Origin of the sequence: Pontibacter sp. Tf4, from assembly GCF_014212495.1 — a bacterium.
Classification (GTDB): Bacteria; Bacteroidota; Bacteroidia; order Cytophagales; family Hymenobacteraceae; genus Pontibacter.
This window is the reverse complement of record NZ_JACKZC010000005.1, coordinates 41476-53259: the sequence shown is the minus strand read 5'-3', so window position 1 is coordinate 53259 and position 11784 is coordinate 41476. Positions and strand designations below refer to the sequence as shown.

11 protein-coding genes are annotated in these 11784 nt (G+C 50.1%); 4 read left to right on the top strand and 7 right to left on the bottom strand.

The features are described from left to right. The first annotated feature begins 293 nt into the window (after positions 1 to 293). Positions 294 to 485, top strand: a complete 192-nt coding sequence (locus H7F15_RS09350) for a cold-shock protein (RefSeq protein WP_185196713.1) — start codon at positions 294 to 296, stop codon at positions 483 to 485. A gap of 84 nt (positions 486 to 569) precedes the next feature. Here H7F15_RS09350 and H7F15_RS09345 read toward each other — a convergent pair whose 3' ends face one another. The 3 genes from H7F15_RS09345 to ricT all read right to left on the bottom strand — a co-directional run bounded on the left by H7F15_RS09345 (position 570) and on the right by ricT (position 3724). Next, positions 570 to 1646 (bottom strand): endonuclease/exonuclease/phosphatase family protein, encoded by a 1077-nt coding sequence (locus H7F15_RS09345; RefSeq protein WP_185196712.1) that lies wholly within the window; start codon positions 1644 to 1646, stop codon positions 570 to 572. A gap of 169 nt (positions 1647 to 1815) precedes the next feature. Beyond that, entirely contained in the window at positions 1816 to 2286 is a 471-nt protein-coding gene (locus H7F15_RS09340) for a gliding motility lipoprotein GldH (protein WP_185196711.1), read from the bottom strand. Beyond that, positions 2279 to 3724, bottom strand: coding sequence for a regulatory iron-sulfur-containing complex subunit RicT (gene ricT / locus H7F15_RS09335; RefSeq protein ID WP_185196710.1), 1446 nt, complete (start codon positions 3722 to 3724; stop codon positions 2279 to 2281). The genes H7F15_RS09340 and ricT overlap by 8 nt, the downstream gene beginning before the upstream one ends. A gap of 326 nt (positions 3725 to 4050) precedes the next feature. Between ricT and H7F15_RS09330 the strand changes: the two genes are divergently transcribed. The 3 genes from H7F15_RS09330 (at position 4051) to H7F15_RS09320 (ending at position 7425) form a co-directional block, all read left to right on the top strand. Further along, positions 4051 to 5469, top strand: a complete 1419-nt coding sequence (locus H7F15_RS09330) for a lipopolysaccharide biosynthesis protein (protein ID WP_185196709.1) — start codon at positions 4051 to 4053, stop codon at positions 5467 to 5469. Positions 5470 to 5494: 25 nt separating this feature from the next. After that, positions 5495 to 6370, top strand: a complete 876-nt coding sequence (locus tag H7F15_RS09325) for a GNAT family N-acetyltransferase (RefSeq protein ID WP_185196708.1) — start codon at positions 5495 to 5497, stop codon at positions 6368 to 6370. Positions 6371 to 7098: 728 nt separating this feature from the next. Next, the gene (locus H7F15_RS09320; protein ID WP_185196707.1) at positions 7099 to 7425 is read left to right on the top strand and encodes a multidrug efflux SMR transporter; all 327 of its coding nucleotides are present in this window, start codon (positions 7099 to 7101) and stop codon (positions 7423 to 7425) included. On the opposite strand, the gene H7F15_RS09315 is transcribed toward H7F15_RS09320, so the two are convergent. The 4 genes from H7F15_RS09315 to ftsH are packed head-to-tail and all read right to left on the bottom strand — an operon-like array spanning position 7426 to position 11765. Beyond that, complete coding sequence (locus H7F15_RS09315) at positions 7426 to 8244, bottom strand: hypothetical protein (protein WP_221627033.1); 819 nt, start codon at positions 8242 to 8244, stop codon at positions 7426 to 7428. It lies immediately after the preceding gene. After that, positions 8234 to 9004, bottom strand: a complete 771-nt coding sequence (locus H7F15_RS09310) for a UDP-2,3-diacylglucosamine diphosphatase (RefSeq protein WP_185196706.1) — start codon at positions 9002 to 9004, stop codon at positions 8234 to 8236. The genes H7F15_RS09315 and H7F15_RS09310 overlap by 11 nt, the downstream gene beginning before the upstream one ends. Continuing rightward, positions 8988 to 9638 (bottom strand): LUD domain-containing protein, encoded by a 651-nt coding sequence (locus H7F15_RS09305; RefSeq protein WP_185196705.1) that lies wholly within the window; start codon positions 9636 to 9638, stop codon positions 8988 to 8990. The genes H7F15_RS09310 and H7F15_RS09305 overlap by 17 nt, the downstream gene beginning before the upstream one ends. A gap of 12 nt (positions 9639 to 9650) precedes the next feature. Then, a complete protein-coding gene (gene ftsH / locus H7F15_RS09300; protein WP_185196704.1) occupies positions 9651 to 11765 on the bottom strand; it encodes an ATP-dependent zinc metalloprotease FtsH in 2115 nt (704 codons plus the stop codon). Positions 11766 to 11784 lie beyond the last annotated feature (19 nt).

The following is an 11784-nucleotide window of genomic DNA, read 5'->3' as shown; positions in this document are numbered from 1 at the left end:
ACACTGGTAAAATCATAGCAGCCACTGGTCTGTTATCATCCTTTGTGGCCCGTGTAAAACGGGTTTAAAAAGAGAAACAGATCGCTTTAGCTATACGAGCCTATTGTAACATGGTTATTGCTATATCAGGATAAAACCCTGTGAATGACACCTGTAAAATAACTTTGGAAAAGGGAGATGCAGGCCGGCAGGAGGAGTAAAAAGTAGTGCCTCCGAAAAAAATAAATGCAAAGAATAGCAATTGTATTGCTTATGGTTTGCTACCTTTACTGCAATTAATAAAAATCATTATCATGCAAACAGGTAAAGTAAAATTCTTTAACGTATCCAAAGGTTTCGGTTTTATTATCGCTGACGATACTAACCAGGAGATCTTTGTTCACCAGACTGGTTTAACTCACGAGATCCGTGAGAACGACCGCGTATCTTACGACGTTAAAGACGGTAAAAAAGGATTGAATGCTATTAACGTAGAGAAAATCTAAGTTATTAACATATAAGCCTTCGGGCTCATTCATCTATTTTAGCCCGCTCAGCCCAGCTGAGCGGGTTTTTTATTGCTGCCTGCTCTACTTTTTATTGTTCCGTTCTTCGCCTTTTTCCAGGCCTTCCTGTATCAGTTCGTTTGCTTCCTTATGGTCTTCGGGTTCGGCTACCGGTATGTCCTGTTTATCCTCACGTTCAGGTTCATAGTTCAGACTTATACTGATAGGGAAGTGGTCGGAGCCGAATTTATCCAGGCGGCGCAGGTCGAGCAACCGGAACGCCGGATCGTAGAAAACATGGTCGAGGGGGTAGCGGAAAAGCGGGATATGGGCGTTGTAGGTATTATAAAAGCCGCGCCCCACGCGTGGGTCCAGCAAACCGCTTATCTGCCGGAACAGCTTCGTTGTCCTGGACCACGCCACGTCGTTCAGGTCTCCGGCCACTATGCTCGGCTGTTTCGATTTTTTTACCATTTTGGCTACCAGCAGCAGTTCTGCTTCGCGGGTCTCGGTGTCTTTCAGCAGGCGCGGAGGCTGCGGGTGCAGGGTATAGAGTTCAATCTTTTTACCGCCCGGCAACTCTACCAGTGTATGAAAAGAGGGGATATCGTCTTCTACCAGAAAGTTGATCTCGCTCTCGGTTAACTTCAGCCGGCTGTACAGCATCATGCCGTAGGTATTATCCAGAGGTTTTTTAATGCTGTAGGGGTAGCGCTCGTCTAATACATGGCGCACGTTCTGGTGCCATGCCTCGTCCGGCTCGTTCATGACCAGTATATCGGGGTCCTCGCGAAGCACCAGGTTTGTAAACTCGCGGTACTTTTTGTTAACCATGCGCACATTGGCGATCATCATGGTAAAGGCGCTGGCTGGTTTCGCTTTTTCAGACCGAAGCGCCTCGATCCGTGCCATGGGCGTAAAACTATAGATAAACCAGACTTCGTTGAGAATAGCTGCCAGCCAAAGTCCCATCATGGCCATCTGGGGGAGCGACCAGGTGGCATAACGCACACTATAGAATAGCAGGATAGCTGCTAACAAAACCGCTACGTGCAGTCTGGGAAAGTCGAGTACGCGCACCCACCACCAGGGTACTTTGAGATATGGCAGAAAAGAGAAAAGTGAAAATACAAAGCCAAGTATAATAAGGGTAAGCTCCATGTGTTGCGGTGCGTTTGTTCAGGTTTTATAGTTATTACTACCCATGTAAAACCGGATAGTAAAGTACCTATACTACGCAGCAACTATAAATTTGGACAAGCTATATATGCGAAAGCCCGCTGTGCTACTTTGCAGGCACAGCGGGCTTTGCTTACGCTAACACCAGCGCTTACTTCTTGGCTACCCTGATACCAACTGCCTCAATGTGCTGCAGCGGATCGCGGCGCATGTACTGGGTTAGCTTGAGCTTATATTTACCGGCTTCCGGGAACGTGACATCATCTAAAATAAGCTGTTGCAGGTCAAACGTGTCAGATGAGCCCTTGCCCAGCGGTTTACCTGTTTTGGCATCCATTAGCAACACTTCGTGCAGTTTTTCAGAGATAACCTTGCCATCGGGACCGGTGAGCTGGTGCTGCAGGTACAGGTTATAAAAATCGTACTGCAGGTTGTAGCGCACATTCACATAAATGGCGTATTTCTGAGCTGGTTCTGTTATCTCAAACTCAAAAACAGGCGCATTGTCGATGGTCCAGTTGCTCTCGGGTATATCGGTATTCTGCTCGTAAACGCGTGCCGGGTCGCAGGATGTAAGCAGAAGCAAAAACGCTGCTGCCCAGCAAACAAGGTTGTTATGCATCGGTGCTCGGTTTATTCTGATCCGGTTTTCTGTTCCGGAACGGTTTGCGTGATCGTTGTTTTTTAGGTTGCTGTTGCTGGCCTTCCTGTCCCGGTTGCTGTGCCTGTGGCTGCTGCGGTGGCCTTTCGTTGCCTTCGCGTGGCGGTCTTGGCTCGCGGTTAGGCTTTGGCCTGTTCTCGCCCCGCTCGCGGTTGCCGCGTTCACGGTTTGCCTGCTCAGGTCGGTTGCCTTCGGCGCGCTCTCTGTTGCCACGGTGATCACGCGCAGGGCGTGGCTCACGGTTTTCTGGGCCTGCTTCGCGGTTACGGTTCCTGTTGTCGGGGCGTGGGTTACGGTTGCGGCGCTGTTCGCCTTCGCGCGGCTCCATCTCCGATCTTGGCTTTCTTTCAGGTCCCTGTGCTGGGGCAGTTTCTGCTACAGCAGCATCACCAGCCTGGCCACCTTTCTTTTTCTTCTTCTTTTTCTTCTTGGCCTTATACTTATCGTCCAGGCGTTCAAGGCTGCCTTCTACCTGCGCTACAAACTCGTTCTGCTTCGGCTCTTCTTCCACCACTACGGTCAGCGACTCCACGGCAACACCTTTTGCATTCAGCTCCAGTATTTCCTGCACACGCTCTACCGGCACCGGATACCAGTTATTGTCGCCTTTAAAGCCAAACCACATCATCTTTTTAAAGATGTCGGTCTTCTGCAGGAAGGCTTCGCCATGCTGGGTCTGCAATGGCCGGTTAACAGTTGGTATATCCTTCAGCGCCTCCATGTAGGTTTCCAGCTCATAGTTCAGGCAGCACTTCAGGCGGCCGCACTGGCCACTAAGCTTGCTTGGGTTAAGCGAGAGGTTCTGGTAACGCGCCGCTGTGGTAGATACGCTTTTAAAGTCGGTGAGCCAGGTAGAGCAGCATAGTTCGCGGCCGCACGAGCCGATACCGCCCAAACGCCCTGCCTCGTGGCGCAGGCTTATCTGGCGCATCTCTATGCGTACTTTAAACTCTTCGGCCAGTTTTTTGATCAGGTCGCGGAAGTCAACGCGGTCGTCGGCAGAGTAGTAGAAGGTAGCCTTGCTTTTGTCAGCCTGGTATTCTACATCCGATAGTTTCATGCGCAGGTTCAGCTGCTGAATTATCTCGCGGGAGCGGTACATGGCGCCTCCTTCCAGGTCGCGCACCTCGTTAAACTTGGCCATGTCCTGCTCGGTGGCGATGCGGTAAATGCTGCGGATCTCCTCGTTGTTCTCCACTTTCTTTTTCAGCATCTGCAGGCGCACCAGTTCGCCCTTCAGCGATACAAAACCAATGTGGTGGCCGTTTGGCACATCCACTACCACGGCATCGCCGGTCGTTAAATCTAACCTGTTTGTATTACGATAGAAGTCCTTGCGGCCTCCTTTAAATCTTATTTCTACAATGTCGAACTCCTCAAACGAAACGGGTAATTCCATATCGCTGAGCCAGTCGAACACGTTTAAACGGTTACAGCCTCCTGTGCTGCAGCCGCCGTTGCTTTTGCAGCCACCAACAACCTCTGTGCCATCTGCACTGGTTTTTTTGGTGCCGCATCCGCCACTGGAACATGAATTACAACCCACTTTTTGATCTCCTTATATAGCTATGAATTCTTGTTTTCTTAATCTGATAAGTAACAAATATACTAATTTTTTACGCTTATGATGTTACGATCGCTTAAATGTAACGCCAGATGCCCGGGTGCACTACAAAAATAACCACTACGTGCACGATGCTGGAATTTAAACTATAATTTTAAGCGATGCTTCGCAAACTGTTTACACATGCGGTAATTTATGGGCTGGCTGCGCAGGCGCCCAAACTGGCCGGTGTGCTTACGCTGCCCATTATTACCCGTTACCTCACCTCTGCCGACTATGGCGTGGCCGGGGTGGTAACGGCTTATATGTCGGTGTTTACGTTGTTGCAGAGCCTGGGGCTGAGTGTGGTACTGGTAAACAGTTTTGCCAAACAACCAACGCGCTTTGGCTGGATCTGGCGGCAACTGAACGGGTTTGTGACGCTTTGGTCGGTGGTGTACGGGTTGGTAGCTATAGTTGCCTTATACTATCTGGTGCCTGACGAGGGCGCTGCCTACCGCCTGGAAATTGCGCTGCTTTGTGGCCTGCCCATCATGTTTTACCAGATGACCGAGATGCAGAGTAACATACACTGGCAATTGTCGCAGCGGGCTGTGCCACTGGCTGTACGCTCATTTATAGTGGGGGCGCTTATTGTAGCACTTAATGTGTTCACCATCGCTTATCTTAAAATGGGTTTCAGGGGGTGGTTTTATGCCACTTTTATCGGGAACACGGCCGGCTTCCTGCTGAACGGGCATTACCTGTATTTCAAGCTTAAACTATGGCCTATTTTCCGGTTCAGGTGGCACCGCATTGTGCATTCGCTAAAACTTAGCCTGCCCATGGTGCCCCATAATGCTGCCATGTTTTTGCTGGATGCCTCTGATAAACTGGTACTGGACGTGCTGCGCGTACCGATACAGCGTATTGGTCTCTACAATATTGCCTCTAACTTCGGGACCTATTTTATGCTGGCTACCGGGGCCATTATGCAGGCTTCGTCGCCGTTCTACATGAAATACCTGGCACAAGAACGCACCCGTGAGGCAGCCCTGCAGGTGCGCCGGTTTACTTTTCTGCTGTTGGGTATGTTTCTGTTCGCTACCACCCTGGGTTGCCTCTGGATGCGCGAGATATTCATCCTCCTGATCAAAAACGAAGCGCTCCAGCAGGCGTACCCATTGGCTATCATTATCCTGATGGGTTATAATTTCAGGCCGATGTATATGGTGGTGGTAAATACACTGATCTACCGTGAGCAAACAACCCGGATCTGGCACTTATCGGTGGTGGCTGGTGTAGCTAACCTGGTGCTGAACTTTATGCTGGTGCCCATCTTTGGGTACCAGGCGGCTGCTTATACTACCTTTGCCTCGCTCATGTACCTGGGTTATGCCGGGTTTTATATGCAGGCCTATAAAGCAACAGCGCAGGTGCCGTATTACCCAATGGCCTGGCTGGCGCTTACCGTGCTGCTGCTTTTTATAGTTTATTATCTGGCAGATGCATCCATCCAGGTGAAGATCATTATTACAGCACTGACCGGGGCAGTAGCCATCGTTATCGCACTTTTTTACCGGAAGCAACTGCAACTATAACCCGCTTCCGTTATACTATAGAACTATGGAACCTGAATACTCTTTTACGTTGCTGGCGGCGCAGGATATGCCCGTACTGCACCAGATCTTTCTGAATGCCTTTGCCGATTACATTGTGCCCATACAGCTCACAGAGGAGCAATTTTATACCAAACTGAAACGTGAAGGTATTGAACCCGCCTTTTGTGTAGGAGCTTACAGTGGTGGCAAAATGGTTGGGTTTATACTGACTGGCTTGGGTGAGTACCAGGGGAAACCTACCGCTTATAATGCCGGTACCGGCGTGTTGCCTGCACACAGAGGCCACCACCTCACCCGGAAAATGTATGAAGTGCTGTTGCCAAAACTGCGCGAGAGCGGCCTGGAGCGGGGCTTATTAGAGGTTATTCAGGAGAATGAGCCAGCGCTGCGCTCCTATAAGGCCATTGGTTTTCAGGTAACCCGCTCGCTTGATTGTTTCAGGGCCCGAAAAGAGGAATTGCTACTGTCCGGAACCCCTCCGGACGACATAACGATAACAGAAGTAACCAAGCCTGACTGGGCAACTTACCGTCACCTGTGGGATGTGGAGCCAGCCTGGCAACATACAGCCTCAGCCATATCGCGCAGCCCCGACCAGAAAATAATACTGGAAGCCCGAGACGAGCAAGAGGAACTGACAGGCTACCTCGTACTTTTCCCGAAAACAGGTGCCATTGCGCAACTGGCCGTGGCAAAAGACAAAAGAGAACAGGGCATTGGAAAAGAACTGCTGCGAAATGCCGTTGCCCTGACCAGTGCCCCTGCGCTGCTGCTCATCAACGTGGATGCTGGTGCCGTTTCGTTTAAATCTTTCCTGAAGCGCCGCTATTTCAATCGTTTCCTGGGGCAGTTTGAGATGGAATTAGACCTGATGCGTTAGATGGTTTGCCCGGCTTGGAGGTTTGTCTGAATCTGGATTTGCAGGATTAGAGGATTTCCAGAATTTGGGCTTTTGCTATAGTTTGACGCTATAGTTCTATAGTTTGTGCAGTCCAACCACCCCTACCCCTCCTTATCCAAGGAGGGGAACTCTGCTTCTGCTTTGGATTCAACTATTGTTCTATAGTTACAGACCAAGAGTGGACAGGTCGCGACCTGTCCCTACGGAATTACAACCATGAGAAAAGCAGATCTGCTTCACCCAAAAGACAAAAAGGAAACTATAGCTAAGGCAAAAGCTATCGAATTGATATCAGTCTTTGGGTTGAGCGCCTTGTAGATTTCCGGTGGCGCAGCCATTGCGACGTAAGAGCAAAGGAAATGTACACCGCGCGATGCCCGAAGACGGGGCCTCCCGGCCTGAGAGGGAGCCAACTAAACTATAAAACGATAGGCTTTTAGAGCTCCCAGGAATAAAAGAAGCTATGGAAGGATAGCTTGGTTCCAGCAGTAGGCAAAGCCAACTATAGCACCAGACGCTAGCAGGAGCTGCGCACGCTGCTAGGTCTTAAACAACTATAATCCGAGATAGATTTATCGCTACACACGAAATGACAATAATGATAAACTATAGCATTTACGTTACCACTACTCTCAAACCACAAAACAAAAACCCGTTGACCAGCGGAATGAAAACACTACCTTTGTTTATCAATAAAGTGAACTGATATGGCGTGGGTATATTTGATTCTGGCAGGTATTTGTGAAATTGGCTGGGCGTTTGGGCTGAAGTATAGCGAGGGTTTCTCTAAACCGGTGATTAGTGTTGTTACGGTTGTAGTGATGATCCTGAGCTTTGTGCTGCTGGCACAGGCCATGAAAGAATTGCCGTTGGGTACAGCTTATGGTATCTGGACGGGTATCGGGGCGGCCGGTACTGCTATCCTGGGAATCGTATTCCTGAATGAGCCGCGCGACCTTATCCGAATTCTCTGCATTTTGATGATCATTGCCGGAGTAGTGGGCCTGAAAATATTTTCGGGAGAAGCGAAGTAATTACCAACTATACACGTCGGCGGTTTTGCCGGCAAACAGGTAGAGGCGGTTGTCTGTTGCCAGGGCAGTAGTGTATTTCTTATCCTTCGGGAGAGAGATGGTGCGCTGCTGTTGCTTATACAGGTCGTAAAAGTGCAGGCTGCCGTCTTTTACATAGTAAAGCTCATTGCCCAGAAAGCCTATGTAAGCCACTTCTGAGAGCGGGAGCTTTTGCTTATAGTTGCCTAAGTTGTCGAATACATAAATGCCGGCATTATAATCCAGAAGGTACACCTGGTTCTGGTATTCGCGTATCATCCGCACATCAAACCTGTTATGGTCCAGCACCAGGCTCAGCGGCGTTTCGAACACTACTTTTCGCATCCGCATATCCAGTTTTCCTAGTGTAAAATCTGTTTCATTAAATAGCCAGAAGCCGTCGTCAGAGGCAAGAGCTGCAGCGCGTACGGTTCCGTTTAATCCAAACTCGGGTAACAGCGCACTGCTGATCGGGCGCAGAAACCTGTCCAGCAAAAGCAATTCCTGGCGGTCCTGGTTAAAAAGTAAAAGCTTGAGAGGATTGCCGGCATCTATCGTAGTATTTCGGCCAAGTATAGTTTGCGGCGAGTAAACTGTAAGCAGACGGCCCAGCGAGTCGAGCTGCACCAGATTACGGCGTGGGTTGAGAAGGTAAACAATGCCTTTCTGGTCGGCAGCAATGGCTGTGGCGGAACTGACCGGTATAGTTTGCAGAAACTCCGGTTGCTTTTGCTGGGCAAGCGCAGGTATCGCTACACACAATAGCAGCCAAACTATAGCTATGGTTCTGTTACGCTTCAAAATGCTCTAATGTCAGGTTCTGTCCATCGTACACACCATACGAGCAAAAATTGACCCATTCTCCTAAATTCACATAGCGGCTGCTGTCACCAATTGGCAGGTCCAGCGGTAAATGCCTGTGTCCGAAAATGTAGTAATCGTGGTGCTGGGTGGCTTCTACTTCGCGGCAATACTGCAACAGCCATTCCTCTTCGCCCAGAAACTTCTCATCCTTTTTAACATTGCTGATGCGGCTCTTGCGCGACCACATGTTGGCAATACCGATACCTAAATTAGGGTGGATACGCGCAAATGCCCACTGGCAGGCTTTGTTGGCAAATACTTTTTTGATGAACTTATAGGTATGGTCGCCGGGTCCTAAGCCATCGCCGTGGCCAATGTAGAAGGTATGCCCGTTTATAGTGGTAGAGATCGGTTCGCGGAGTATGGGGATGTTGAGCTCTTGAGGGAAGTAATCAAACATCCACATGTCGTGGTTTCCCGTGAAAAACAGGACAGGAATACCGGAGTCGGTGATCTCTGCCAGCTTGCCCTGCAGCCTGATAAAGCCTTTGGGTATGGTATGGCGGTACTCGAACCAGAAATCGAATATATCGCCCAGCAGCAGGATGGCGGCCGCATCGTGCTTTACTTCATCCAGCCAGCGCACAATTTTCATTTCACGGGCTCTGCTGGCTTCAGCGTTCGGCACTCCCAAATGAAAATCTGACGCAAAATACACTTTCTTGCCCGGGGCAAGCTGATCAATTCGGAAGGTCATCTATCAGGAAGAGTACAAGCTGCTTAGGACCATGCGCTCCCATTACCAGCGTTTTTTCGATATCGGCGGTACGGCTCGGGCCACTTACCAGCGATACCATGGACGGAAAATTCTCTTTATACTTGTTGCGCAGCTTTTGCAGGCTATCTTTTATATCCGGCACCAGTTGGCTGGCTTTGGCTACTACCATGTGTATTTCAGGGTACACGCTCAGGCGGCGGCCGGCGGCAGTAGCAGAGCTTATCAGAATGCTACCGGTGCGGGTTATCAGGGATTCGCAGGTAGTTAAGCTGGCGTGTGCGTTTTTCACGAAGTCCTGCTCCGAGTCGGTGTAGCCGATACCGGCATGGTACAGCGCCTTCTGCAGATTAGCTTCCCATACAAACAGGTGCTCTATGTTCTGCTCCCGCTTAAAAGTAAACAGCTGGTCAAAGAAATCTTCTTCGCTTTCGCAGTAAAAGAAGGACCCGCTGGTCTTCAGAAAGTTCTCTACAAACAGCACCGACATATCGTCGGTGGAGGCGTGGTGCAGCGGCGATGTGAAATCAGGGGTAGGAGGCAGAAAAGGCGCTGGCTTAGCCAGCGCCTCTCTTACTCTTCTTAAAACTATTTCCTTGGTCTTAGCTTCGTACATGCCTGTTTAGGTTCAAGCTGTTCTTGTGTTCAGGTTATCTTCCTGTTGCTCTGCTGTCGGCTGGCCGTTTCCGGCTGGCGTTGGCAGCTTTTCATCAGGTTCATCATTACCAAACTCCACGGGGTGGTTCTGGTCTACTTCGCTTTTGGTCTGGCTGCGGTCGGTACCTGCAGTGTGCGCCTGGTACGTAGTCAGGGCCTCAAACGGACGCGGACCAACCAAACGCTCCAGGTCGTTCTGGAACAGGATCTCTTTCTCGAGTAGTTCCTGTGCTACCAGTTCCAGCTCATGGCGCTTATCCATCAGCAACTGTTTGGTGCGCTGGTACGCTTCTCCTATAATAGCCCGTACCTCGTTGTCAATTGTCTCGGCAGTAGCTTCGGAGTATGGTTTGTTGAACGACATTTCGGACTGCTTCGAATCGTAGAACGATACGTTACCGATCTTGTCGTTCATACCATACATGGTTACAATGCTGTAGGCCATTTTGGTAATACGCTCCAGGTCGCTCAGGGCGCCGGTCGATATCTTGCCGAATACTATCTCTTCGGCAGCACGGCCACCTAATGCCATGCACATCTCATCGATCAATTGCTCGGTAGTATACAGGAACTGTTCTTTTGGTAAATACTGGGCATAACCCAGCGCAGCTACACCGCGCGGAACGATGCTTACTTTTACCAACGGATCGGCATGCTCCAGGAACCAGCCTGCAATAGCGTGACCGGCCTCGTGGTAAGCCACAATTTTCTTTTCTTCCGGAGAAATGATCTTGTTCTTCTTCTCCAGACCACCGATCACACGGTCAATGGCATCGTTAAAGTCCTGCTGATCTACCGCTTTTTTGTTGCGACGGGCAGCTATCAGAGCGGCTTCGTTACAAACGTTGGCTATCTCGGCACCGGCAAAACCTGGTGTCTGGGCAGCCAGTTTCTTGGCATCCACATCCGGCGCCAGCGTAAGCGGACCCAGGTGTACTTTAAAGATCTCGGTACGGCCGTTAATGTCTGGCTTGTCGATGCTGATCTGGCGGTCGAAACGGCCAGGGCGCAGCAGGGCAGAGTCCAGAGTATCAGGGCGGTTGGTAGCTGCCAGTATAATCACACCGGAGTCAGTCGCGAAACCGTCCATCTCTACCAGCAGGGAGTTCAGGGTATTTTCGCGCTCGTCGTTACCACCCGGCACCTGGCCGCGGCTACGGTGACGACCGATCGCATCGATCTCATCTATAAAGATGATACATGGTGCTTTGGCTTTGGCTTGTTTAAACAGGTCACGCACACGGGCAGCACCCACACCCACGAACATCTCCACAAAGTCGGAACCTGACAGGGAGAAGAACGGAACGTCGGCTTCGCCGGCAACGGCTTTTGCCAGTAAGGTTTTACCAGTACCCGGAGGGCCAACCAGCAACGCACCTTTCGGTATTTTACCACCCAGCACAGTAAACTTGCTCGGGTTCTTCAGGAATTCTACAATCTCCTGCACCTCTTCTTTTGCTTCCTCCAGGCCGGCCACATCCTTAAACGTGATCTTAACCTTATTTTCAGCATCAAACAGGGCAGCTTTGGATTTACCAATGTTAAAGATCTGACCACCTGAGCCACCCGCTGTTACACGGCGCATCAGGAACCAGAAACCGAACAGCAACAGGATCAAGAAGCCCCATGTTGCGAAGAAATCCATGAAACCGGTGCGGTCTTCGGTATAGATCGGTACCTGCTGGTCGCGTGGTACGTCTGCCTGTAGTTTGTCCAGGTCTTCTTTAAATACCTCTGCCGAAATTACCTGGAAGTGATACTGCGGGCCTTTGTCTTTGGCGATCATGCCTTGTTCCGAAAGTTCCTGCTTGTATTTCTCGTTCTGCAGGGCTTCTTCTTTCAGGTATACTTCTACAGTTTTGTTATTAACGACCGTTACCTTGCTCACATCGCCGCTCAGCAGCATTTCTTCAAATTCCTGCTGCGATGTTTCTACAGTAGAGTTGCTCCTGTTCAGGTAGGTCAGGCCAAAGATCACCAGAATAAGCACGGCCAGCATCCATAATTGCATGGTAGGGCGCGGCGGCGTAGTCGGGATGATCGGCTTTTTCTTTTTGTTAGTGCCTTTATTATTTTTTTCTGCCATGATTTAGTTATCAGATGTA